The following is a 25,939-nucleotide window of genomic DNA, read 5'->3' as shown; positions in this document are numbered from 1 at the left end:
TTATTATGTACAGGGTACTTTACATTCTTATATTGTTTATCGTATTTCCGGTTTCAGCTCAGGATCGTTTTATTACGCTGGATTGGCAGAAGTTACCTGCTGTCCAAACTCTTCCGGAAATTTCTGAAAGCATTCCTTTGTCTGACGATTTCTATTTAAATAACTATGATGTAAAGATTGAGTTTCCGGAGTTTGTAGATCTGACTCCCGAAGCTGTCGTTGAACTAATAGCGAAAGGGGTAACTTTACCCGATTATCCTCAGGCTGAGGTTTCTGTTGCCACATCTGCTGATAAGGCTTCTTTGAACGTACGGTTCGTTCCGGTAGTTTACCGCAAGGGGATTTATCAACGCATTAATTCTTTTAAGCTTTCTGTTATTAGTACACCGATTTCTGCCACTACCCTTGCAGCAACAAGAGCAGCCACATTAGCAACTACTGAAAATTCTGTTCTTTCTTCCGGACGATTTGTGAAAATACGTGTTTCAGATACCGGAGTTTATCGTATTACGCAGGCTGAATTAAGGAAAATGGGATTCTCTAATCCGGATAAGGTGCGGATCTATGGTTATGGGGGGTATCTGCTTTCGGAGAAATTCTCAGAACACCCCGCTGATGATCTTCCCGAGGTGCCTTTATATCGTGGAGGCGATGGAGTCTTGTTTTATGCCCGTGGTACCCTTCATTGGAAGAAAACTGGTGATACTTTTGTCCGTATAAAGAATTTCTATTCGGATGATGCTTATTACTTCCTAACAGAGAGTGATGAAAAACCGGCCGAGTTTCCTGTGGAAGATGGTACTGGTAGTAGTTCCAATATTATTGAGACTTTCAATGCATATGCTTTACATGAGACAGATGCCTATTCATGGGCGGCTTCGGGGCGGGAGTTATATGATTCTTATGACTATGTGGTAGGTAATTCACAAAGTTATTCTTTTACTCTTCCCAATATCACCGATGAAAGTGGCCGTATCCGGGTTGTTTTTACGGCAAAGTCTTTGGGGGCAGGCTCTTCCGGTAACACTACAATGACAGTTGCTATTGATGGACAAAATATTGGTACACAAGTTATTCCTGGAATTAATTCGAATAGCGTTAATGCTCATTATATAAAGGCGGGTGAAGGTACATTAGATCAACTCTGGACAGGTGATAAGTCGGAATCTGTTACTGTAAAGCTTACTCATAATCGTGCTTCCGGTATTTCAGGACGATTGAATTATATTATCTTGAATTATAAACAACGGCTACAGATGAATGGAGGGGCTCTTGCGTTTCGTGCTTTACAATCTCAGGGACAAGCAAGTACATTTGTTATTTCCGGTGCAAATTCTTCTACTGTTGTATGGGATGTTACTTCGCCTTCAGAATATAAACAGATCAAAGGAACTTTGAGTGGAGACACTTATACCTTTACTATTCCAGCTAGTAATATCCTGCGTGAATTTGTGGCAGTTAATACTTCGGCTTCTTTTGGTGGAGTAGAGAGTATGGGAGATGTTTCTAATCAGAACCTTCATGCATTGAAGGGTATTGACATGGTGATTATTGTGCCGGACAGAACTGCTTTTGTTCAGCAAGCCGAACGTTTGGCAGAGGCACATCGTGACAAGGATGGGCTTACTGTAGAGGTAGTGAAAGCTTCACAGGTATACAATGAATTTTCATCCGGAACTCCGGATGCTACGGCTTATCGTCGTTTTATGAAGATGCTGTATGATAAAGCGACTTCTGCCGAAGATCGAATTAAGTATCTATTACTTTTTGGAGATTGTAGTTATGATAATCGCATGATTACAGCAAGTTGGAGGAATTATAAACCTTCTGATTTCCTGCTTTCTTTCCAGTTTCCAAACTCGGTGGATGAGACACAGTCTTATATGACTGACGATTATTTTGGTTTTGTAAAAGGTGAAGTGAGTTCGCTGACCAGTGGTATTCCTGATATTGGTGTAGGTCGTTTTCCTGTTCGTGTGGTTGATGAAGCCAAAGCTGTGGTTGATAAGACAATTGATTATATATATAATAAGAATGCAGGTCCTTGGAAGCGGATGACTTGCTTTGTTGGAGATGATGCGGCAGGGAATGATGATGATATAGGCTTTATGGAACAGGCCAGTGATCTTGCCGATAGAGTAAATAATACCCTTTCTGGTATGCGCGGAGAACGTATCCTTGCAGATGCTTATAAGAGAGAATCTTCGGCTACAGGTTATAGTTATCCTCAGGCAAATAAACGATTATTGCAATTATTAGATCAGGGTTTGATGCTCGTTAATTATACAGGGCATAGTGGTACAACTTCCTGGTCATCAGAAAATTTATTGACTTCTGCTGATGTTGTAAATCTGTCATCTCCTCGTTTATCTATATGGTTTACCGCATCATGTGAGTTTTCTCGTTTTGATGCAGAGGCTACTTCGGCTGGTGAGTTAGCATTGCTGAATGCAAAGGGGGGGGCTATTGCGATGGTTGCAGCCGCACGGGTGGTATATGATGGTCCAAACAAGACTTTGAATAATAACTTTGTGGATAAGTTATTTAATTTGCAGGATGGCAAACGGTTACGGTTGGGAGATGTGCTTCGATTAGCTAAATTGACAGTTAGTGGTGATGGAGGAAATAGATTGAATTTTAATTTGATGGGGGATCCTGCCATAATGCCTACTTATCCTGATTATAAAGTGGTAGTGGATGAGTTCGATGGTCCTCCGTCTGATGAATTGCCTTTTATGAGAGCTGGTGCTAAAGTGACGGTAAAAGGACATATTCTTACTCCCAATGGTAAGCCTGCTGATGATTTTACAGGAACGGTTCATCCCTTGGTTTATGATAGCAAGGAGACTATTAGTACCCTTAATACGTTAGACAAGGGAGCTGTGACTTATACTGATCATAACAAGATTCTTTTTTCCGGAATGGATTCTGTACGTAATGGCCGCTTTGAACTGACTTTCCCTGTGCCGTTAGATATTAATTATTCCAATGAGCAGGGGTTGTTGAATCTCTATGCTTGTGATGCCGATAAGCGAGAGGCCGGTGGTGTTTTTGATCGTTTTCTCGTAGGAGGAACAGCCGATGATATTCCTACCTCCGGTGAAGGGCCTGATATAATGGTATATCTGAATACTCCTGATTTTCCATGGGGAGGCTTGGTGAATGAAACACCTTATTTTGTAGCGGAATTGGAGGATGAAGATGGAATCAATACTGTAGGAAACGGTATTGGACATGATCTTTCTCTTTGTATTGATGGTAAACTTACTTATTCTTTGAATGATTATTATACTCCGGTTGCAGGTAGTTATACCAAGGGTACAGTTGCATTTTCAATTCCGGCCCTTTCAGAGGGTAAGCATACTCTTACTTTCCGTGCCTGGGATATTATGAATAATTCTTCTGTGAAATCTTTGGAATTTGAAGTTGCGAAAGGATTGCGCCCCGGATTGTTCTCTATAACTTGCAGCAAGAGTCCGGCTCGTGAAAGTACTACATTTATTCTTTCGCATGACCGCCCTGGTTCAGAGCTGAATGTACGTATAGCTGTATGTGACTTTGCAGGTCGGGAGTTATGGGTACACAATGAACAGGGAATATCTTCCGGTGGTTATTATTATGTAGACTGGGATCTATGTAGTAACGCCGGTCAGCGTCTGTCACCGGGTATTTATCTTTACCGTGCTTCTATTACTTCCGGTGATAGCAAGGAGAGTACGAAAACCGAGAAAATAGTCATTCTGGCACAATAAATCAGTGAAAATCCGGTTTATATGTACACATCCATAAGATTGGTTATGAAGAAAATATTTATATCATTTCTATTGTTTTTTGCTTTCTCTGTCAGCTCATGGGCACAGAAAGATCTGTTCAATCCTATCAATACAGGTGTCAATTCACTTAACATTGCTCCCGACTCACGTGGTGGTGGTATGGGAGATGTAGGTGCTGCTACCGACCCGGATAACAACTCACAATACTGGAATCCGGCGAAGTATCCGTTTACGATTGGACGCGCAGGTGTATCTATCTCCTATACTCCCTGGTTGCGTAAACTGGTTAATGATATTGACTTGGCTTATCTGGCCGGATATTATCGTATCGGTGATTACCAGGCTATCAGTGGTTCGTTACGCTATTTCTCTTTGGGTGAAGTGCCTATGGGAGGAGATGCTACAACAGGTCCGACCTATAATATCAGTCCTTATGAAATGGCAGTAGATGTGGCTTATTCGCGTATGCTATCCGAGCGTTTTTCTGCTGCTGTTGCTTTGCGTTACATCTACTCTGATTTGGCTTATAAACAGGATGAAGAGGTTTCTCCCGGTTCTGCATTTGCAGCTGATATTGCTTTCTATTATACAAATTATATCATGCTTGCACAGCGTGAGTGTATGTTGTCTTTCGGGTTAAACCTTTCTAATATTGGTACGAAAATCTCTTATGATGGAGGAAATTCCAGCCAATTCCTGCCTACTAATTTTCGTTTAGGTGGTTCGTTGTTGGCTCCGATAGACGATTTTAATACAATAGCTTTCAGTCTTGATATAAACAAGCTGATGGTTCCTACGCGTCCTACAGAAGAACAATATCGGGCGGCAACCGGTGCTGAAGAAGGGGACACGGATGGATATAGAAACTGGTTGGATTCGGAGGGTTATAATGATATCTCTCCAATCAAAGGTATTTTTAAATCCTTCAGTGATGCTCCCGGTGGTTTCAAGGAAGAGCTGCAAGAGATTCAATGGTCTTTAGGAGTAGAATATACTTATCATAATCAATTCTCCGTTCGTGGTGGTTATCACTATGAACATGAGAACAAGGGTAATCGTAAGTACTTCTCTTTTGGTGCCGGATTTAAGATGAGTGTATTCTCTCTTGATGCTGCTTACCTGGTGTCTACTGCGCAAAGCAATCCGCTTGACCAGACACTGCGTTTCACATTAGGTTTTGATCTTGACGGTATCAGAGATTTATTTGGTCGTCGGAGATAACTTCGGAATAATACAAATAGAACAAGAGGATGTGTCAAAGATTTTACTGACACGTCCTCTTCTTTTTTAGTAGCTTTTCTTACTTCTGCTACGTGAATAATCCTAAAAAAGCCATCCAACTTAGATGTAATCCGGAGAAAAATGGATAGCTTCGGGCTGAAATTAATTTTTTACTGATTTTAAAGAAAAAGATATAAAGATGAAGATACGTGTAGGCTTTGGGTTTGACGTTCATCAGTTGGTAGAAGGACGTGAATTATGGTTAGGAGGTATTCTCCTGGAACATGAAAAAGGATTATTAGGGCACTCTGATGCAGACGTTCTGATACATGCAATTTGTGACGCTTTACTGGGAGCTGCCAATATGCGTGATATTGGTTATCACTTTCCCGATACAGCCGGAGAGTTTAAGAATGTTGACAGTAAGATATTATTAAAGAGAACTGTTGAATTGATTGCAACCAAGGGGTATAGAGTAGGAAATATCGATGCTACTATCTGTGCAGAACGTCCGAAACTGAAAGCACATATTCCTGTTATGCAGACGAAACTCGCAGAAGTGATGGATATAGATGTGGATGACGTTTCTATTAAAGCTACAACAACAGAGAAGTTGGGCTTTACAGGTCGCGAAGAAGGTATATCGGCCTATGCCACTGTATTGATTGAAAAAACGGATTGTAAATAAACTACCCAAACACATATTCTAACCTTTAAATTATTAGTATCATGATTAAATTAAAAGTACTGTTTGTGCTGCTTTTCTCCCTTTGGGGTGCTACATCTGGCTTTGCCCAAAACACAAAACTTAAGTTTAACAAGGATGGTAAGTTTAAGATCGTACAATTTACCGATGTACACTTTAAATATGGTAATCCGGCTTCAGATGTTGCTCTCGAACGCATCAATGAAGTGTTGGATACCGAGCATCCCGATCTGGTTGTATTTACCGGCGATGTTATTTATGCTGCTCCTGCAGACAGTGGCATGCATAAAGTATTAGAACAGGTTTCCAACCGTAAGATTCCTTTTGTGGTGACTTTTGGTAACCACGATGATGAGCAAAAGATGACCCGTGAACAACTTTATGATTTAATTCGTGAGGTTCCCTACAATCTTCTTCCCGACCGTGGTAATGTTTCATCACCGGATTATGTGTTAACCGTAAAGTCATCTTCTGATGCAAAGGAAGCTGCTTTGCTTTATTGCATGGATTCTCATTCTTATTCTCCGATGAAGGATGTTGATGGTTACAATTGGTTTACGTTTGATCAGATAGCCTGGTACCGCAATCAGAGTGCTGCCTATACAGCGGCCAATAATGGTCAACCGTTGCCTGCCGTTGCTTTCTTTCACATCCCCTTGCCCGAATACAACGAAGCTGCCGAGGATGAAAATGCGATATTGCGTGGTACACGTATGGAAAGGGCCTGCGCACCGAAAATAAATTCGGGTATGTTTACTGCGATGAAAGAATCGGGTGATGTTATGGCTACTTTCGTTGGACACGATCATGACAATGATTATGCGGTAATGTGGAAAGGCATCCTTTTGGCCTACGGGCGTTATACCGGAGGAAACACCGTATACAATCACTTACCTAACGGAGCGCGGGTGATCGAACTGAATGAAGGTACCCGTACTTTCACCTCCTGGATTCGTTTGAAAGGAGAGGTTATAGATAAAGTATCCTATCCGGCCAGCTTTGTTAAAGACGACTGGCGTAAGCGCTAACTTCCTGTAATTTTACGTGGCTCAGGCGGGTATACTTCGAGCCACGTATTTTGTAGATACGTGCCACGCGCGCTGAACTTATGTGTATTATTTCATCTGTTTGATATGCATGTTCCGTGGCGGGTATCCGGCAGGATTCTCCACTTGGGCTTTTAGCCGTGAACCGGATAACTACCAGATTTCCGGAAGTATCGGTTAGTGTTACAATCTGCCGTATATAAAACTGTACGGTTGTACCGTTTATCCGGGTTTTATATGGGTCATCCTCTATTTTTACCTTTATGACTTTTAAGGTCAGATCTGCTACCTTATCACCTATGTTACCCAGAAAACGCCCTGTTTCCTGATTTTGTTTTGCTTTCCGTAGCATGAGGTCCAGGTGTATGGAGTGGTACACTTTGGCAATTTCCACAAAGCGTTCTTGTTTAGGGATTCTTGGGGTATATTTATAAGCTATCCAGCTCATATATACGGGATCTATTTTAAGTATTTCGTGTAAATAGTGGCCACGGTATTTTCCGAAAGAGATAATATCATCTCCATTACTCAACATTCTTTTCTTATTATATTCCACAATGAGCAGGCAGCGTCTTGAGAAGTAAAACATGGTACTGGCCATTCGTAATGCTTCATAGATATCTGTCGAAAGATCGTGTATGAATAAGATGGATTGTCTTTGGGGTTCCGGTGAGTAAATCCACAGCGAATAACTATTATATCCCGGATGTGGTAGCACTATGAGATAAGCACCTGCTTCTTTGAAAGATGTTCTTCCCCGATTGTACTCATTTAGTTTGGCGTACAAGAGGATTTCTTCAGTTTCGGGTATTCCCGGCAGTCTTGGATTAGCCATATTTATGAGATTTCTTATTTTCAAATATAGTGTTTTTTCCCGAATAATCAAATTATGCCGGGATTATTTTGTAATACTTCAGAGAAATGGATAGATTTGTAGTCAAAATATAGAATACAAAATAACGATGCAGGACAGACATACCAATCGCAAACGCTACTTTGATGAACTGGCTGTTAGTAGCCGAAAGTATTTTCTTCCCTACCTGGAAGAGTTTTTTCCTATCACTTCATCTACCCGTATTCTTGAGATAGGCTGTGGCGACGGGGGGAATCTTTTGCCCTTTGCCGAGCGACAGTGTTCTGTAACAGGCATTGACCTGGCTGAAACACGTATTCTGCAAGCCCGTGAGTTTTTTGCTGAATCGGGTTGTGCTGCACAATTCAAGGCTGTGAATGTTTTTGATATGACTCCTGAAAAAGAGAAGTATGACGTTATCCTGATTCATGATGTAATTGAGCATATTGGTGATAAAAAATCAATGTTGCAGCATATCCGGCAGTTTCTGGCTCCCGGCGGAGTTGTATTTATTGGTTTTCCTGCCTGGCAAATGCCTTTCGGAGGGCATCAACAGATCTGTCATAGTAAAGTAGCTTCTCACTGGCCATTTCTGCATTTATTACCGCGTCCTCTTTATCGCAGTGTGTTGAAAATCTGTGGGGAGAGTGAAGTCTGCATTGCTGAGTTGCTTGACATTAAATCCTGTCGTACCACCATTGAAATGTTCGAGCGTCTGGCTCGTAAAACAGGCTATTCCATTCGCCAACGTAAGTTCTGGTTTATTAATCCACATTATGAAGTGAAATTTCGGTTACGCCCTTGTGTGCTTTCTCCTTTTATTGCAAACATCCCCTATGTAAGGAACTATTTTACAACATCCTGCTTTTATATACTTGATGCCTCTGCGTGATATTCACCGGATATCTGGTTTATATAGCAGTTGTTTCACTTTTTTTCTGCTCCGTATGGCTATCTGAGCGGAATACTGTACATTTGCATGCATACAATAATCAGACTTTGCATGAAAGAACCAAATAAGCGGGTATTAGTAGGTATGAGTGGCGGTATAGACAGCACAGCCACCTGCCTGATGCTACAAGAACAAGGATACGAAATAGTAGGTGTAACCATGCGTGTGTGGGGAGATGAACCGCAGGATGCCAGAGAACTGGCTGCGCGAATGGGCATTGAACACTATGTAGCCGACGAACGGATACCTTTCAAAGATACAATCGTAAAGAATTTCATTGATGAATATCGTCAGGGGCGAACCCCTAATCCCTGCGTGATGTGCAATCCGTTGTTTAAGTTTCGTGTATTGACGGAGTGGGCGGATCGCCTGAATTGTAATTGGATTGCTACCGGACATTACTCCCGGTTGGAAGAACGTAATGGGAATATATATATCGTAGCGGGAGATGATGATAAAAAAGACCAGTCCTATTTCCTTTGGCGTCTGGGTCAGGATGTATTGAGGCGTTGCATTTTCCCTTTGGGAAACTATACCAAGCTGAAAGTACGGGATTATCTGCGTGAAAAAGGGTATGAAGCCAAATCAAAAGAAGGCGAGAGTATGGAAGTCTGCTTTATCAGAGGAGATTATCGTGATTTTCTGCGTGAGCAATATCCCGAACTGGATACGGAGATTGGTCCGGGATGGTTTGTCAATTCGGAAGGAGTGAAGTTGGGACAGCATAAAGGGTTTCCTTATTATACAATCGGGCAGCGGAAAGGACTTGAGATTGCTTTGGGTAAACCCGCATACGTGCTGAAAATCAATCCACAGAAGAACACTGTAATGCTGGGGGATGTTGAACAGTTACATGTCGGATATATGCTCGCCGATCAGGATCACCTGATTGATGAGCAGGAAGTATTATCATGCCAGAATCTGGCGGTACGTATTCGTTATCGCAGCCGCCCGATACCCTGCCGGGTGAAGCGATTGGAAGATGGACGGCTGTTCGTGAAGTTCCTTGCAGAGGCCTCGGCTATTACTCCCGGGCAGTCGGCAGTGTTTTATGATGGCCGTCGGGTGATAGGTGGTGCATTTATAGCTTCACAGCGGGGGATTGGCCTTGTGATTGAAGAAAACAAAGATTTTTAATAGAAACCGAATATAAAGTATGAGAAAATTAATTTTGGGCGCTCTGCTTCTTGCTACTACCGGAGTATCGGCGCAACAGGACACATTGAAGTATCGCATCAGTCTCAGAGATAAGGCTGTCACCACTTATTCATTAGATCGTCCGGAAGAGTTTCTTTCAAAGAAAGCTATTGAACGTCGTCAGAAACAGCGGTTGGCAATAGACTCTACCGACTTACCGGTGTGCCGTAAGTACGTGGATGCTATTCGTAAGAAAGGTGTGAATATTGTCACTATGGGAAAATGGGACAACTTTGTTACTGTGTCCTGCAACGATACGACATTGATAGATAAGATAGCCAAACTTCCTTTTGTCCGTGCTACCGAAAAGGTATGGATTGCGCCCGATCCAAAGAATCCTACGATGGCTACCGAACGCGATTCATTGGTAAATACCCCTTTGTGGATAAAAGAAGCCTATGGACCGGCACTCCGCCAGATCCGGATAAGCAATGGCGACAAGCTGCATAAAGCAGGATTTAAAGGACAAGGGATGACGATTGCTGTGATTGATGCAGGTTTTCATAATGCTGACAGTATAGATGCGATGAAGAATATCAACATTCTGGGTACAAAAGATTTTGTAAATCCCCAAGCTGACATTTATGCCGAGAGCAGTCATGGCATGTGTGTACTTTCATGCATTGGTATGAATCAGCCTCATGTGATGATTGGTACGGCTCCTGAGGCTTCTTTCTGGCTCTTACGTAGCGAGGATGAATATTCCGAACATTTAGTGGAACAGGATTACTGGGCGGCTGCCATTGAATTTGCCGATAGTGTGGGAGTAGATGTGGTAAATACTTCATTGGGATATTATGCTTTTGATGATAAATCAAAAGATTATCGTTATCGTGATCTGGACGGTCACTTCGCTTTGATGTCCCGCCAGGCTGCAAAGGCAGCAGATAAGGGTATGATTGTAGTGTGCAGTGCCGGGAATGCCGGTTCGGGACCTTGGAAAAAAACGACTCCTCCGGGAGATGCAGACAATGTACTTACGGTAGGTGCTATTAGTAAAAAAGGTGAACTGGCTCCCTTCTCTTCTATCGGAAATACAGCCGATGGCCGTGTAAAACCTGATGTAATGGCAGTAGGTTTAGGTTCGGACGTAATGGGGACGGATGGTGTATTGAGAAGAGCCAACGGTACTTCGTTCTCTTCACCTATCATGTGTGGTATGGTGACTTGCTTGTGGCAGGCACTTCCCAATCTGACGGCAAAGGAGATCATTGAACTGGTTCGCCGTTCGGGAGATCGTGCCAAATATCCCGACAATATTTATGGATACGGGATTCCTGATATGTGGAAAGCTTATCAGTCTGCAAAATGAAACAGGAAGCGCTGACTCTCTTTGATCTCAATGCGTTGGTGCGACGGAGCCTGGAACAATGCTTGCCCGATGAATACTGGATACAGGCGGAGCTGAGTGATGTGCGGTCCAACAGTACGGGACATTGTTATCTGGAGTTTATACAGAAAGATCCTCGTAGCAATAATCTTATTGCCAAAGCGCGGGGGATGATCTGGAGCAATATATTTCGGTTGCTGAAACCTTATTTTGAAGAAGCAACCGGACAGATGTTCGGTTCCGGTATCAAAGTATTGGTGAAGGTGACTGTTCAGTTTCATGAGCTATATGGCTATAGCCTGACTGTGCTGGATATTGACCCAACTTACACGCTGGGCGATATGGCACGCCGCCGTCGCGAGATATTGCAGCAGCTGGAAGAAGAGGGAGTACTGACCTTAAATAAAGAACTTGAAATGCCTCTGTTGCCGCAGCGTATAGCTGTTATCTCTTCGGCTACTGCTGCCGGTTACGGAGATTTTTGCCATCAGTTGCAGCACAATTCCCGTGGCTTTTTCTTTTATACGGAATTGTTTCCAGCTATGATGCAGGGTAATCAGGTAGAAGAATCCGTTCTGTCTGCACTCGACCGTGTGAATGCCCGGCTAGGCGACTTTGATGTTGTTGTTATCATTCGTGGCGGAGGAGCGACGTCCGATTTATCCGGTTTTGATACTTATCTGCTGGCAGCTGCCTGTGCACAATTTCCATTACCCATAATTACCGGTATTGGGCACGAACGTGATGACACGGTGCTTGATTCTGTGGCGCATACCCGGGTGAAGACACCGACTGCCGCTGCCGAATTACTAATAAACCGTATGGATGAAGCTACGGACCAACTGGAATATCTGTCTACCCGTCTTCGCGAAGGTGCTTCTGCTTTTCTTGAACGTGAATCCGGAAGACTCTTGTCTTGCCAGGCGCGTATTCCCGCATTAGTGGTTCATCGGTTGTCAGATGCACGTTTTCGCCTGTTGACAGCAAGCAAAGATTTAATGCAAGTCTCTGCTGCTTTACTGGCTCGTCAGCGCCATCGCCTGGAACTGTTTCAGCAGCGTATCACTGATGCCTCTCCCGATAAACTCCTTGCCCGTGGCTATAGTATCACTCTGAAAGAAGGTAAACCCGTCACCGATGCTTCCCAGGTATCTCTCGGTGACGAAATCATCACTCGCTTGCATCACGGAGAACTAACTTCAATCGTAAATTCAGAGTTACTTCAATCATCTAATTGTAAATCGTCTAATCGTAAATAAAATTATGTCTGTAAAAAAAGAAACCTATTCTCAGGCTATGGAGCGCCTGGAAAAGATTGTTCGTCAGATTGACAATAATGAACTTGAAATAGATGTGTTGGCAGAAAAAATAAAGGAGGCCAATGAAATAATTGCATTTTGTACGGAGAAACTGACAAAAGCTGATCGGGAAGTCGAAAAATTGTTGCATGAAAAGCTACAATCTAAAGAATAAAAGTTATTTTTGTTGTCTGATAGCAGAATTTAACTAATATACATACTAATATGAAAGAAATAGATTGGTCTAATCTGTCATTCGGCTATATGAAGACAGATTACAACGTGAGAATTAATTATCGCGATGGTGCATGGGGCGAATTGGAAATAAGCAGTAGCGAAATCCTTAACCTGCACATGGCTGCCACTTGTCTGCACTATGGTCAGGAGGCATTTGAGGGCTTGAAAGCTTTCCGTGGTAAAGATGGTAAAGTTCGTATTTTCCGTCTTGAAGAGAACGCGGCACGTTTGCAATCTACTTGTAGAGGAATCCTTATGCCGGAACTTCCGACCGACCGTTTCAAAGAGGCTGTTCTGAAAGCTGTAAAACTGAACGAACGTTTTATTCCGCCTTATGAAACAGGAGCTTCTCTTTATATCCGCCCGCTACTCATTGGTACCGGTGCGCAGGTAGGTGTACGTCCTGCTAACGAATATCTCTTTGTAATCTTCGTAACGCCGGTAGGTCCTTACTTCAAGGGTGGGTTTGCAACTACTCCTTACGTAATCACACGCAAATATGACCGTGCAGCTCCGCTGGGAACAGGTACTTATAAAGTAGGTGGTAATTATGCTGCCAGTCTGCGTGCAAGTATGGAAGCTCACGAAGCTGGATATTCGGCTGAGTTCTATCTCGATGCAAAAGAGAAGAAGTATATGGACGAGTGTGGTGCAGCCAATTTCTTTGGTATTAAAAATAATACTTATATTACCCCATTATCAACATCTATTCTTCCTTCCATCACCAACAAGAGTCTTATGCAGCTGGCAGAAGACATGGGATTGAAAGTAGAGCGCCGTCCGGTGCCCGAAGAAGAACTGGCAACTCTTGAAGAGGCCGGTGCTTGTGGTACTGCTGCCGTGATCAGCCCGATACAGCGTATTGATGATCCGGAAAATGATCATTCATATATTATCTCTAAGGATGGTAAACCAGGCCCGATCTGTACAAAATTGTACCATAAACTACGTGCTATCCAATATGGCGACGAACCGGATACACACGGATGGGTAACTATTGTAGAATGACATTTATTTAATTAAATCTTATATATTATGTTGAAACAAAATTCAGAATTGCGTGCAGAAGCACGTGTTGCTCTTACTGACAAATGGGTGATGGGAGCAGTAACTACTCTCGTATTTGGTGCTGTATCGGGTGCTGCTTCTTACATTCCGGTTGTTGGAACTATATTGGTTGCATTGCCTATGATGTATGGATACTCTATTGTGATGCTGAGCGTAATGAGAGGTGGTGAAATGAACATCGGAGGTCTGTTTGATGGATTCAATGATTTCGGCCGTATTGTTGGTACTAAATTGCTTCAGGCTATTTATACATTTTTATGGACGCTGTTGCTCGTCATTCCTGGTATTATTAAGAACTATTCGTATGCAATGACGGACTTTATTCTGAAAGATCAACCGGAGTTGGCTAATAATGCTGCTATCGAAAAAAGTATGGCTATGATGGATGGTAACAAGATGAAATTGTTCTTGCTTGATCTTAGCTTTATCGGTTGGGCTATTTTGTGTCTTTTTACTTTTGGTATCGGATTCCTTTTCCTACAACCTTATGTACAATCTGCTCATGCTGCTTTCTATGAAGATTTGAAAGCGCAGACAGTTGTAGAAGAAGAGGTTATTATTGAAGCTTAAGATAAAACTCTTATATAATATGGATAAATGGAGTGCGGAGAAATCTGTACTCCATTTATTTTTGCGATAATCTGCGTTTTTTTATGCCTCTCTTCATAGATTCATTAAAAATAGTATGATAGTCATTCTGTTTCATAATATCAGAATAAGATATCAGATTATTTTCCAAACCAGTTTGCTGGATTTTTCTATTGTTGGTACATCCTGTACAAATCAATATAATTAAAATTAGCCATATTACTTTCATACTTATCTATCTTTTAGGGACTATAAAATGAAGTCTCTTATTATTAATGCGAATCAGTAGTTGAAAACCGGACTCAGCTTAATTGCATATATTTGTTCAAAACAAGGCGATATGAACTACCTTTTATCAGGAAAAAAACTACTATTCTCTCTTTTATAATCTATAACCAAAACTTCTGATTCTATAACCGGAACTTTTGGTTATAAAACTTAAAGTTTTAATCTTACAACTGAAACTTTTGATTATAGTTTACCTTTAATTGTCCGTAACTTTACTTCCTATGAAAAGGTATTAATTTAAGAAAGAAGCAGATTTTATATATAAATGTCTTGAATGACTATTTGACATCTATGAAATATTCTTCCTACCTGATTGCCGTTTCCGTCGAAAGTAAGTAACTTTGCAGACAAACCAGATTGATTATATGGGAAAAGGAAAATTAGAGAAGTTTGCCGATATGGCAAGTTATCCGCATGTGTTTGAGTATCCTTACTCTGTGGCGGACAATGTGCCTTTTGAAATGAAGGGCAAGTGGAATGAAACATTTTTTGGTAATGATCATCCGATAGTGCTCGAACTGGGTTGTGGTAGGGGAGAGTATACCGTAGGACTGGGACAGATGTTTCCGGATAAGAATTTTATTGGTGTAGATATCAAAGGATCACGTATGTGGACCGGAGCTACCGAAGCCTTGAAAATAGGTATGAAGAATGTGGCTTTCCTACGTACGAATATTGAAATAATAGACCGCTTTTTTGGCTCGGGTGAAGTGAGTGAAATATGGCTTACCTTTTCTGATCCGCAAATGAAGAAGGCTACCAAGCGATTGACTTCTACTCATTTTATGGAGCGTTATCGCCGCTTTCTCAAACCAGATGGAATCATTCATTTGAAGACGGATAGTAACTTCATGTTCACCTATACCCGATATATGATCGAAGAGAATAAGTTTCCGGTAGAGTTTATCACCGAAGATCTTTATCATTCCGGTCTTGTAGATGATATTTTGGGAATCAAGACTTATTATGAACAACAATGGCTTGATCGTGGTTTGAATATTAAGTATATAAAATTTCGGCTTCCGCAGCAAGGTGAATTGCAAGAGCCGGATGTTGAAATAGAACTCGACTCGTATCGTAGCTATAACCGTAGTAAGAGGAGCGGGTTACAAACAAGTAAATAATCAGATTTACGATTAGACGATTGACGATTTACGATTGAAGAATCTTTCTTCCTGTAGTCATAGGTAATCCCAATCGTCTTATGGTAAATCTAAGTAATTTCAATCGTCAAATTGTAAATCGTCAAATCGTAAATAAAATGACTCTTTATCCAAAGTTAATACTCGATGCGCTGGCAACAGTGCGTTATCCCGGTACCGGTAAGAATCTTGTTGAAGCCGGTATGGTGGAGGATGATATCCGCATTGAAGGGATGAAAGTTTCTTTTTCCCTTCTTTTTGAAAAGCCTACCGATCCTTTTATGAAGTCGGTGGTTAAAGCTGCCGAAGCAGCTATTCTTACTCACGTAAGTAAAGAGGTGGAAATTGTAGGCAATATTAGTGTAAGAACCATTCAGGCCGCACGTCCGGAAGTAGGAAAACTATTGCCGCAAGTGAAAAATATTATTGGTGTTTCTTCCGGAAAGGGAGGGGTCGGTAAGTCTACCGTAGCGGCAAACCTTGCTGTGGCGCTTGCCAAACTTGGCTATAAAGTTGGATTGCTTGATGCTGATATCTTTGGGCCCTCTATGCCAAAAATGTTTCAGGTAGAAGATGCCCGTCCTTATGCCGAAAAAATTGGAGGGCGTGATATGATTATTCCCGTTGAGAAATATGGGGTGAAACTTCTTTCCATTGGTTTCTTTGTCGATCCCGATCAAGCTACTTTATGGCGTGGTGGTATGGCAAGTAATGCACTGAAACAGCTTATTGGTGATGCCGATTGGGGCGAACTGGACTATTTCCTGATTGACTTGCCCCCCGGAACCAGTGACATCCATCTGACTGTAGTACAAACATTGGCCTTGACTGGTGCAGTTGTAGTGAGCACCCCACAGGCTGTGGCATTGGCAGATGCTCGTAAGGGTATTAATATGTTCACCAATGAGAAAGTGAATGTACCTATCTTGGGGTTGGTCGAAAATATGGCTTGGTTTACTCCTGCCGAATTGCCCGAAAACAAATATTACATCTTTGGGCGTGAAGGTGCCAAGAAACTGGCAGAAGAGATGAATGTGCCTTTGCTGGGACAGATTCCTATAGTTCAAAGTATTTGTGAAAGCGGTGATAAGGGAACTCCTGCTGCATTGGATGAGAATACAATTACCGGTCGTGCTTTCTTATCATTGGCTGCTGCTGTGGTCCGCCAGGTAGATCGGCGGAATGTAGAACAGGCACCTACACAGATTGTAGAAATGCATAAGTAATGCGAATCAGTAGTTGAAATCTGTTTTACCACAGAGTACCACAGAGTTTTAAATCTTTATTGAAACGCAGATGAACGCAGATTTTCGCAAAGGGAAACCATATAAGATAAAGAATTACAGTCTTTTAAATCTACGTTCATTTGTGTTAATCTGCGTTTCATCAGATAATTAGTACTCTGTGAGACTCTGTGGTGAGTTGTATTTATTCTTATTTATTGAGTACTTTCAGTAGTTCACTCTTCATTTTATCTACTCCGGGAAATCCGGTTGTTTTATAAGTGATGTTTCCTTCACGGTCAACGAGCAGATAGGTAGGCACTCCTCTGATCTGGAATGAATTCATCAGATAACTCCATTGATCCGCTGTTACCCGGAAGTGTTCTCCATGAATGTCGGGTATCATGTTCTCCCATGTACCTTTTGGAGAAGTTTCTCCGGTCAGATAAATATAAACGATATCCCTGTCTTTTAACTCTTCCTTCATGGGGATCATAGCTTTGTTTGCCATGCGGCATGGTCCGCACCAGGTTGCCCAGAAATCCACTAATAAGGTATGCCCGCGATACTTGGAAATAATAGAAGCGAACAAATCTTCGTTACTTACCTCACCGGCCTCATTTATGGTAAATCCGGTTTTCTTTTTGTTCTCTTCTATTTTTGCCAGTAATTCATCGTTTTTCTCTTTCACAGCTTCCAGATAGACGGGAGTTGATAAAGCGGATATTTTTGCCAACTGTTCTTCTGTGACAGGTGTAAAGTCGTTAATTCCGTTCAGTACATCGGCTACTGTAGAAAGTTCAAAATAAATCCCTTTGTCTGTTCCTAATGCTTTGCTGAATGCCGTCCTGAACATGGGGCTTCCGGTGAGACGCATATAGAGCGGAACATACATGGCCCGTGTGGTATTAAGAGAGGGAAAATCCCGTAATACATTCAGAAAATCATCCGGAAGACTGACAGGATTATTCTTTATATATTCATTTACTTGCTCGTCCTTCAGCTTATAGTTAGTGATATGTACACGTTGCATGATTCCGGGAACGAACGTGAGAAGTGATGCAGCCGATGCGTCTACAGCACAACAAAGCATCTCTTTGCAGGCTTTTGTTGCTTTAAGAGCATCAATCTGCCGGAGTTTCTCTTTATGTTTATTCAGGATATACGCTTTTACTTCTTCTGCATTTTTGTCTTTCAGGTCTTTGATGAACTGAGGATAGTCATCATCTATATTGGTTTTAAAATTCAGTTTAGCAATTTCTCCGGAGGGTCCGGCAAGATATCCTCCGTAGTAGACGTTTGCTTCATTGGATTTTTTGTCTTTATGCAGCTTGGATTGCCGACGGCAAATCTCACGTTGGTTGATGAAGAGATTTGTCTTTTCTCCGGGTACTAATAAAAAATCAATTGCTTCTATTCCGGCATAAAGAGTAGCGGGTGTTGTTGTAATGACTGGTATTTCGCTGGAGAATTGTCCATTATCATTTACTTTTATGTCTACTTTTTGTTCCAGGTTAACAGCGCCTCTAAGGTAGATAGTGAAGTTTGAAGACATTCCCGGTTCAAAATCAAGTATTTGCCCTTCTAAGAGAGCTTTGCCTTTTTCTATTTTGGGTGTAGGTAGGGTAGTGAGCTTCTTGGTTCGTTCTGTTGCTTCAGCTGGTAGTTTTAGCTTAGGCAATTTACCATCCAATTGTATTCCCCAGATTTTGAAAGCGCCTTCTGTATCTCCTTCGGAGAAGTCGATAGAGGTAATATCTTTTGGCAGGGGTGGAAAGACAAGTTTAAATTCGGCTTGTCCGGATTCCGGCATCCAAAACTCTTGATCGGGAGTGATGCCGATACCGTGGCGCAGAGGATATAATTCGCCGTCACTTCCTTTCAGAAAGCTCCCGGAAGCAATTCTTATCCAGTTTTTAGGACGATAAAAAGCTTTGATATGTAGTACGGTTGCTGTGTCACTCAATGCTACTTTATCTATTTCAATGCTTGTAGAACTCCAGGCGGTGAAGGGAGGTTGTTCTATGATTCTTTCCTGAGCTTGTGTAAATGTTGTCAGACTTAGCAGAAAACAAGTGATAAGTACGAATGGTTTCATGGTGTTGTTATTTATGGTTATCTACAAAAGTAAGAATAATATAGTTATTATTTACTACTTTTTTGGTAAAAAAGAAAGAGGTAACCACTATGATAAAAGGCGATTACTTCTTTCTTTTCAATGAATGTATTAAAAGAGAGTTATTGTTGAAGTTTGAAGGTGATAGGAAGTGTATATTGCACAGCTACCGTTTGGCCATCGTTTTTACCGGGTTCCCAACGTGGCATACCCATTACTACACGTATAGCTTCGGCATCCAGTGAAGGAGAGACACTTTGTATTACTTTCGGACTGATAACATGACCGTCTTTGTTGACTATCATCTGGATAACAACACGTCCCTGCGTTTTGCTCTGTTGGGCATCAAATGGATATTTGATATTTCTTGCCAGATAACTCATTAGTCCACTGGCTCCACCCGGATATTTGGGCATTATTTCTGCACTTTCAAGAACAACTTCCGGGGTTATGATGTCATCTTTGGGAGCATATCCTACAACTACCACTTCCATCAGTTTACTGTCTTTTATTTCTTCTACTTCCGGTCCGCTCAGTCTGAAAGCGATGGGAACTGTATATTTTACACGTACCTCTTTTCCTCTTTGTTTACCCGGAGTCCATTTAGGCATTGTTGACAATACACGTATGGCTTCTGCGTCTAGTTCGGAACTAGCAGAGCGTCGTGCTACTGCCAGATTGCTAACCGATCCGTCTTTTTCTACAATGAAACGTGCTATGACACGTCCTTGTATACCTTCTTTTTGAGCCTTTACAGGATAGCGCAAATTTTTAGCAATAAACTCCATCAGACCTGTTTGTCCGCCAGGAAAAACGGGCATCTCTTCTACAACATCAAAAATATCATCATCATCTCCGGTATTCACTTTTTGCATGATGGCAGAAGGATCTTTGTCGGTTATGTCTATATCGGCAGGAATTTCTTTCGGGATAGTAACTTCTTCTACTGTGGCCTGTTCTGGTATTTGTCCGGTAGCCTTTGTTACTTGTTCTGTTGACTTTTCAACAGTTTGTATTACTTCCCGTGCAAAATTTTTCGTGGTTCGGGCTACTGCTTCGATATTACTGATTATTAGTAGCAAGGCAGCCAATGGAAGAAATAGCAAATATTTAGTTCTTCCTATTTCTTTTGTTCTTTTCTTGTTCATCATTTTAATTCGGTTTTTGAGTGGTAAAACATTGAAACTATTATAGAGAGTTGCTGCAGCCTTGTTATGAGCCAGTCCCAACAGATGGTACTGGTATACTTTATAGTCGTATCCGGTTTGCAGGACGCGTTGATCGGCCATGTATTCCAGATTATTTCGTATTTCGCGCTTCATGAGCCAGATAAAAGGATTAAACCAGCAGGCGATACATATCAGTTCACTGAACATTATATCTGCCGAATGTAACTGGTGGGCATGGGTCTGCTCATGAGTAAGAATTTCGGCAAGTTCTTCCTGAGTATGAGATTCAGGATGGACAAATATCCAATGGAAAAAGGAAAAGGGGCCACTTGCTTTGTTTAATATCTGTACACGTACACCTTGTATCTCTGTTACTTTGCACTGAATTCGTAAGAGGATAATACTGGTCAGTTGCATTATAAAACGGATAAATAGTAATATCACTCCGCAAAAATAGATGATACTTAGGGAATTGGTGGCAAATTCCTGCCAGTTTGTATGAGTTGGGGTTATTGTTTCTTCAAATACCACTTCAGGGAGTAGTGTTGTTGCATATAAATCGGCTATTACCACCATTGGCTCATGTGCCTTTACCCATTCCTGAAGGTTGAGCATTGGATAAAACAGAGAGACTCCCAAAAAACAAAGCAATGCTGTCCGGCGCCAATGAAAAAATGTATCTTTATAAAAGAATAACCGGTAAAATATATAGAATACTATAATTCCTACGTTTATCTTTAGAAAATAGGCAAGTTCCGGAGTCATGATTTTACTGTTTATTCGTTATTCTTCTTTACCTTTTTCAATCATGTCGATGATCTCTTTCAAGTCGCTGGTCGAGATTTTCTGGTCTTTGGCAAAAAAGGAAACCATCTCTTTGTAAGAGTTTTCGAAGTAATTACGTACTACTCCGCTCATGAAACTGCGTTTATACTCACTTTCCCGTATGGCAGGAGTGTATTGATAGGTGTTACCTACCCGGCGGGGCGTGACGTATCCTTTTCGTTCAAGATTCTTTACTATGGATGCTACGGTCGTATAAGGGGGAACCGGTGCTTCAAACTTGGCTACTATCTCTTTCACAAAACAGTTTTCCAATTCCCAGATGTAGATCATCACTTCTTCTTCTTGTATAGTCAGCTTTTCCATGGAGTATGTTTAATTACGATTATATTGCAAATCTACGAAATATTCGTAATTAAACAATAGTCAGTGGGTTAAATAATGTAAACTCAGTAAAGAAGCCATTGAGAAGCATGCCGGGCGGTGTTCATTATTGTACGGTATTTCACCACAGAGGTCGCAGAGGACACAGAGTTTAAATCTTTATTGAAACGCAGATGAACGCAAATTCTCGCAAAGGGAAATAACGATAAAATAAAGAACTACAGTTTTTTAATCTGCGTTCATCCGCGTTTCATCAGAGAAAATAATATCTCTGCGCCCTCCGTGTCCTCTGTGGTGAACTTATTCATTTCTGAACAGATTTGAACCAACTATCCAACTACAGATTCGCATAAATTACTTCTTTAATCAGACAGAGAGGTATCTCTTTGTTTGTTTACTTCTCTGTATTCTCTGGGTGTCTGATTGTAGCGTTTAGCAAATTCTTTGTAAAAATGAGAACGGTTCGTGAATGCAGTCTTGTACATGACTTCCTGTATTGTAAGGGTAGTAGTCAGTAGTAACTTGGCTGCATAAGTCATTCGTTGCTCTTTTATAAAGTCTTTTGGAGACGGTTGATTCAGGTTTTTGAATTTGCGATATAGGTTGCGGCTACTCGTTTGCATGGCGGCTGCCAATTCTTCGGGGCCGAATAGTGTATTATCCATATTCTTATTTATCAGTTCTCTTGCTGTTTGCAGATATTCTTTGTCTTCTTTCTGCAATAACTGTCCGCCTCCAAAGTCAAAGGCACTGGCCGAAGAGTTATAATATTGTTCTAACTCTCTTTGTTTTTTGATAAGCTGCCTGATCACTGTTACCAGATATTGGGTGTTGAAGGGCTTTGGTATATAGGCATCAGCCCCTGATTCAATACCTTCTATTTTCTCATCTGTTGTGTTCTTAGCCGACAGAATAACCAGAGGAATATGCACTGTGTGCTTATTACTCTTTATTTGTTTAGTCAGGGTGATTCCGTCAACTTTAGGCATCATAATATCTGTAATGATCAGGTCAGGAGTTTCTTGTTTTAGCAGAGCTAATCCTTCTTCTCCGTTTTCTGCTGTAAGAATGGCGTATTCATCAGATAATATATCTTTCAACATCCACAACAATTCTTTGTTATCATCAATAATCAGAATAGTTGCTTCCGGTTGTGCACATTTATCTCCGGCAGTTGCGTTTTCGAGCTCTTGCCTGTTCATACTATTTTTTTGAATTAGTTTCGGAACATCTTCCTGCTTCTGGGAAGAATTCTCTGTAATTTCCAGCTGAGGTAATGTTACGGTGAACTGGGCATACTGATTTACCTCACTTTCTACTTTTATTATACCTTGAAGCAATTCTACCATACTATGGCAGATAGCAAGTCCTAATCCGTTTCTGGAAGATAATCCCTTGATACTATTTTCTTTGATATTATCCAATACACTGTAACGGTTGAATATTAGAGGGATATTTTCTTTACTGATACCTTTGCCTGTATTGTATACTTTAACTTCCAGTTTTGCGTCTATTACTTTTACGGATATTAAAATAGTTCCTTTTTCCGGAGTGTATTTAAACGCATTGGAAATGAGGTTATTCAGTATTTTCGTAAAACAACTGTTATCACTTCTCCATATAATATTGGGGCTAACATCAGTTTGGAGAAGGATATTATTTTGCTCAGCCAATTCGCTGAATGATTCGATAATTTCCTGTGATAATTCGCTGATATTTAATTCCTGTATATGGCATGTCTGATTTCCTGTTTCCATACGGCGGAAATCTATCACTTCCTGAATCAGACTGTTGAGTCGTTCTGTATTTGATTTAATAATTTGAGCGTACTTTTTGATGAATACATCACTGTTTTCATGATGTAAGATACGTTCACACGGTCCGTAAATAAGAGTTAACGGAGTACAGAATTCATGTGTGATGTTGGTGAAGAAACGCAATTTACCCTCATACTGGAAAATCCAGTGTAAGATGCCCCCTAAAACCAAGCGATTCTATCCCCTTGTGCCCAAATAATCCTGCCCATTGATTCCAATATAAAAATGCCCCTGTCAGACAATGTCCGTCAGGGGATTTTTTTCGTAGATTTGATACCCGTCTTGACCGGTGGGATAAAATCATTTCTACTATGACAACAAAGATAGCAAACATTCTCCAGTGTTATGCATTGGGGATGGGGATAAAGCAGATAAGCAGGAGCTTTGAGCTGTCCCGCAACACGGTGCGCAGATATGTGCGCCTGTTTCAAGAGTGTGGCATACCGATAAAGGAACTGGCAGCCATGCCTTCCGCCCGCATCCAGGAGATGTTCTCCGAGGGTGTTGGCCGCAACAGGGTTCCGTCACAACGCCAACTTGAGCTTGAGGCACTTCTTCCTGAGTATGCCGCCCGACTTAGCCGCCGGGGTGTAACAGTGAAAAGCCTGTACGAAGAGTACCGCGAAACACATCCTAACGGATACAGACATGCCAGTTTCGGCAACTATCTCATGCGCTACCGCATGGTAACGCATGTTGTAGGGCATGTCGAGCATTATGCCGGAGACCAGATGTACATCGACTTTGCTGGCGATAAACTAGAGGTAGTTGACAGTGAAAACGGCGAATGCCGCAGCGTTGAAGTGTTCGTGGCCATACTTCCATGCAGCCACTATACCTACTGCGAGGCGGTCTGGTCTCAGTCAAGGCAGGACCTGATCAGGGCGTGTGAGAACGCTCTTCATTTTTACGGCGGGGTTCCGATGGCGATAGTACCTGACAACCTCAAGGCCGCCGTGACCCGTAGCGACCGCAACGAGCCTGTAATCAACGAGGAGTTTACAGCATTTGCCGAACACTATGGATGTACCGTATATCCCGCACGGGTACGTCATCCAAAAGACAAGGCCTTGGTGGAAAATGCCGTGAAACTGCTTTACCGCTCTGTCTATGCTGATATCGAGGGGCTTGTATTCAACTCGCTGGAATCTCTGAATGCGGCCATCTCCGAATCGCTCTCGGCCTTCAACGGGCGCAGGATGAGTGGACGTCCCCTGTCCAGACGGGAACAGTTTGAACAGATTGAATCCGACTGCCTCCGCCCACTTCCCGTCATACGTCATCAGATGAAAGAACGACGCTCCGCAACGGTAATGCGGAACAGCTACGTCACCTTCCGGCTTCACCATTACAGTGTACCAAAAGAGTATATAGGCAAACGTGTCGAGATTGTATATGATGCCGACACGCTGGATATATATCATGGCCTGCGTCTGGTGACCACACATCAGCGTGATGACACGCCCTATGCCTATACGACTAAGGATGCCCACGGATTGCCTGGACGCCATGGAAGTTACGAAAAGGACCTGGAACAGATTTACGAACGAGCCGGTCAGACGGATAACGTCCTGTTGCTGTATCTGCGCAAGGTGGCGGAACTCAAGAAGTATCCTCCCGCGGCATTCCGTTCATGCAAAGGAATCATGGCACTGGAGAAGACCTTCGGACTGGAACGGTTGGTGGCAGCAAGCGCATGCGCCACGCAACTGCGCCAATACGGATATCAGGAAATAAGGCAAATCCTTGAGCGTGGGGATGATGCAGACTTCCTGTCAAAAGAAGACATTGATGATGAAGTCCCAGTAACATCTACCCACAAAAACATCCGCGGAGCAGCCTACTTCGCAAAATCAAAACATTTAAATAAGAACAACAATGGAAACAAATAATCTTACCCCCCCAATAGCAGTCGAAAAAGACCGCAATACGTTGACAATCGAGCTGATGAACCGTATGAAGTTACATGGCATGGCAGCCGCCTTCACTGAAAGCCTGGCCTCCACCATGGCCGAAACAATGACAATCGACTCTTTCCTACACATGTTACTTGCCAGGGAATGGGACTACCGCGCCAATGCGGCCATCCAACGTCTTATACGCGGAGCTTCGTTCCGCTACAAGGCCTGCCTCGAACAGATAGACTATACAATCCCGCGTGGCCTTGACCGTAACCAAATGGAGCGGCTTGCTTCGCTGGAGTTCATTCGCCAGGGACAGAACCTCTTCATCACCGGTTCATCCGGTACCGGAAAGAGCTTCCTTGCCACAGCCATGGGGTATGAAGCCTGCAAGAAGGGTATACGGACATATTATGCGAATGCCCCGAAACTTATGGGTACGCTTAAAGTGGCAAAATTAAAAGGCACATTGGAAGCGGAACTCAAGAGAATCGAACGGAGCACACTGCTCATATTGGATGATCTATTCCTTGTGAACCTTGACGCCAAGGAACGTCCCATCCTGCTTGATATAATAGAGGACCGGCATGGACGCAAGTCTATCATCATTACCTCGCAACTGCCGACGGATAATTGGTATGACGCAATCGGGGATCCTACCGTGGCAGATGCCATAATGGATCGTATTATACATACGGCTCACCGAATTGAGTTAAACGGAGAAAGTGTCCGGAAGATGGCGGCATACAGAGGGAAATAAACTAAAATAATAATAACCCCATCGGTCAAGACTTTTTGAGGGGGCATTATTGAATATTTTCAGGGGATAGAATCGCTTGGTTTTAGG

At 42.2% G+C, this 25,939-nt stretch carries 19 protein-coding genes and 1 pseudogene; 15 read left to right on the top strand and 5 right to left on the bottom strand.

Annotated elements, in window-relative coordinates:
* The first annotated feature begins 5 nt into the window (after window positions 1-5).
* The 4 genes from porU to K8P02_RS14755 all read left to right on the top strand — a co-directional run bounded on the left by porU (window position 6) and on the right by K8P02_RS14755 (window position 6,728).
* On the top strand, window positions 6-3,752 hold the full coding sequence (gene porU, locus K8P02_RS14770; RefSeq protein WP_007487238.1) for a type IX secretion system sortase PorU: 3,747 nt from the start codon (window positions 6-8) through the stop codon (window positions 3,750-3,752).
* A gap of 45 nt (window positions 3,753-3,797) precedes the next feature.
* A complete protein-coding gene (porV, locus tag K8P02_RS14765; RefSeq protein ID WP_007487239.1) occupies window positions 3,798-4,994 on the top strand; it encodes a type IX secretion system outer membrane channel protein PorV in 1,197 nt (398 codons plus the stop codon).
* A gap of 199 nt (window positions 4,995-5,193) precedes the next feature.
* Window positions 5,194-5,682, top strand: coding sequence for a 2-C-methyl-D-erythritol 2,4-cyclodiphosphate synthase (gene ispF, locus K8P02_RS14760; protein WP_007487240.1), 489 nt, complete (start codon window positions 5,194-5,196; stop codon window positions 5,680-5,682).
* Window positions 5,683-5,723: 41 nt separating this feature from the next.
* The gene (locus K8P02_RS14755) at window positions 5,724-6,728 is read left to right on the top strand and encodes a metallophosphoesterase family protein (RefSeq protein ID WP_007487241.1); all 1,005 of its coding nucleotides are present in this window, start codon (window positions 5,724-5,726) and stop codon (window positions 6,726-6,728) included.
* On the opposite strand, the gene K8P02_RS14750 is transcribed toward K8P02_RS14755, so the two are convergent.
* Window positions 6,703-7,581, bottom strand: coding sequence for an exodeoxyribonuclease X C-terminal domain-containing protein (locus K8P02_RS14750; protein ID WP_007487243.1), 879 nt, complete (start codon window positions 7,579-7,581; stop codon window positions 6,703-6,705). The two genes, K8P02_RS14755 and K8P02_RS14750, sit on opposite strands and share 26 nt — an antisense overlap.
* A 127-nt stretch (window positions 7,582-7,708) precedes the next feature.
* Here K8P02_RS14750 and K8P02_RS14745 point away from each other — a divergent pair, with 127 nt between their 5' ends.
* From K8P02_RS14745 to K8P02_RS14705, 9 genes are all read left to right on the top strand, one after another.
* Window positions 7,709-8,491 (top strand): class I SAM-dependent methyltransferase, encoded by a 783-nt coding sequence (locus K8P02_RS14745; RefSeq protein ID WP_007487244.1) that lies wholly within the window; start codon window positions 7,709-7,711, stop codon window positions 8,489-8,491.
* Window positions 8,492-8,602: 111 nt separating this feature from the next.
* Window positions 8,603-9,688: a tRNA 2-thiouridine(34) synthase MnmA gene (mnmA, locus tag K8P02_RS14740; protein WP_007487246.1), complete on the top strand. Its 1,086-nt coding sequence runs from the start codon at window positions 8,603-8,605 to the stop codon at window positions 9,686-9,688.
* A 19-nt stretch (window positions 9,689-9,707) separates the two neighbouring features.
* Window positions 9,708-11,060 (top strand): S8 family peptidase, encoded by a 1,353-nt coding sequence (locus tag K8P02_RS14735; RefSeq protein ID WP_002562268.1) that lies wholly within the window; start codon window positions 9,708-9,710, stop codon window positions 11,058-11,060.
* Window positions 11,057-12,337 (top strand): exodeoxyribonuclease VII large subunit, encoded by a 1,281-nt coding sequence (gene xseA, locus K8P02_RS14730; protein WP_223381453.1) that lies wholly within the window; start codon window positions 11,057-11,059, stop codon window positions 12,335-12,337. Before K8P02_RS14735 ends, xseA begins: the two co-directional genes overlap by 4 nt.
* A gap of 4 nt (window positions 12,338-12,341) precedes the next feature.
* Entirely contained in the window at window positions 12,342-12,551 is a 210-nt protein-coding gene (gene xseB / locus K8P02_RS14725) for an exodeoxyribonuclease VII small subunit (protein ID WP_002562266.1), read from the top strand.
* A gap of 50 nt (window positions 12,552-12,601) precedes the next feature.
* Window positions 12,602-13,621 (top strand): branched-chain amino acid aminotransferase, encoded by a 1,020-nt coding sequence (locus tag K8P02_RS14720; RefSeq protein ID WP_007487249.1) that lies wholly within the window; start codon window positions 12,602-12,604, stop codon window positions 13,619-13,621.
* Between the two features lie 27 nt (window positions 13,622-13,648).
* A complete protein-coding gene (locus tag K8P02_RS14715) occupies window positions 13,649-14,251 on the top strand; it encodes a DUF975 family protein (protein ID WP_002562264.1) in 603 nt (200 codons plus the stop codon).
* 671 nt (window positions 14,252-14,922) lie between these two features.
* On the top strand, window positions 14,923-15,681 hold the full coding sequence (gene trmB / locus K8P02_RS14710) for a tRNA (guanosine(46)-N7)-methyltransferase TrmB (RefSeq protein WP_007487253.1): 759 nt from the start codon (window positions 14,923-14,925) through the stop codon (window positions 15,679-15,681).
* Window positions 15,682-15,818: 137 nt separating this feature from the next.
* Window positions 15,819-16,925 carry an Mrp/NBP35 family ATP-binding protein gene (locus K8P02_RS14705; RefSeq protein ID WP_025867469.1) on the top strand — a complete coding sequence of 369 codons (1,107 nt, stop codon included), beginning with the start codon at window positions 15,819-15,821 and terminating at the stop codon, window positions 16,923-16,925.
* A gap of 208 nt (window positions 16,926-17,133) precedes the next feature.
* Here K8P02_RS14705 and K8P02_RS14700 read toward each other — a convergent pair whose 3' ends face one another.
* The 4 genes and pseudogenes from K8P02_RS14700 to K8P02_RS14685 all read right to left on the bottom strand — a co-directional run.
* Window positions 17,134-19,020: a TlpA family protein disulfide reductase gene (locus K8P02_RS14700; protein WP_025867470.1), complete on the bottom strand. Its 1,887-nt coding sequence runs from the start codon at window positions 19,018-19,020 to the stop codon at window positions 17,134-17,136.
* A gap of 140 nt (window positions 19,021-19,160) precedes the next feature.
* Window positions 19,161-20,972, bottom strand: coding sequence for a M56 family metallopeptidase (locus tag K8P02_RS14695; protein ID WP_025867471.1), 1,812 nt, complete (start codon window positions 20,970-20,972; stop codon window positions 19,161-19,163).
* 18 nt (window positions 20,973-20,990) lie between these two features.
* Entirely contained in the window at window positions 20,991-21,356 is a 366-nt protein-coding gene (locus tag K8P02_RS14690; protein WP_122202257.1) for a BlaI/MecI/CopY family transcriptional regulator, read from the bottom strand.
* Between the two features lie 380 nt (window positions 21,357-21,736).
* Window positions 21,737-23,326 (bottom strand): annotated as a pseudogene (locus K8P02_RS14685) (hybrid sensor histidine kinase/response regulator transcription factor); the annotation flags it as partial.
* Between the two features lie 176 nt (window positions 23,327-23,502).
* Between K8P02_RS14685 and istA the strand changes: the two are divergent.
* Both istA and istB read left to right on the top strand, forming a co-directional pair.
* Window positions 23,503-25,083 carry an IS21 family transposase gene (istA, locus tag K8P02_RS14680; protein WP_002558140.1) on the top strand — a complete coding sequence of 527 codons (1,581 nt, stop codon included), beginning with the start codon at window positions 23,503-23,505 and terminating at the stop codon, window positions 25,081-25,083.
* The gene (gene istB, locus K8P02_RS14675; protein ID WP_195351251.1) at window positions 25,070-25,852 is read left to right on the top strand and encodes an IS21-like element helper ATPase IstB; all 783 of its coding nucleotides are present in this window, start codon (window positions 25,070-25,072) and stop codon (window positions 25,850-25,852) included. The genes istA and istB overlap by 14 nt, the downstream gene beginning before the upstream one ends.
* Window positions 25,853-25,939: the final 87 nt, after the last annotated feature.

Origin of the sequence: Bacteroides nordii (genome assembly GCF_019930665.1) — a bacterium.
Lineage (GTDB): Bacteria > Bacteroidota > Bacteroidia > Bacteroidales > Bacteroidaceae > Bacteroides > Bacteroides nordii.
The sequence above is the reverse complement of the archived record's forward strand: the minus strand, read 5'-3'. Positions and strand labels throughout refer to the sequence as shown.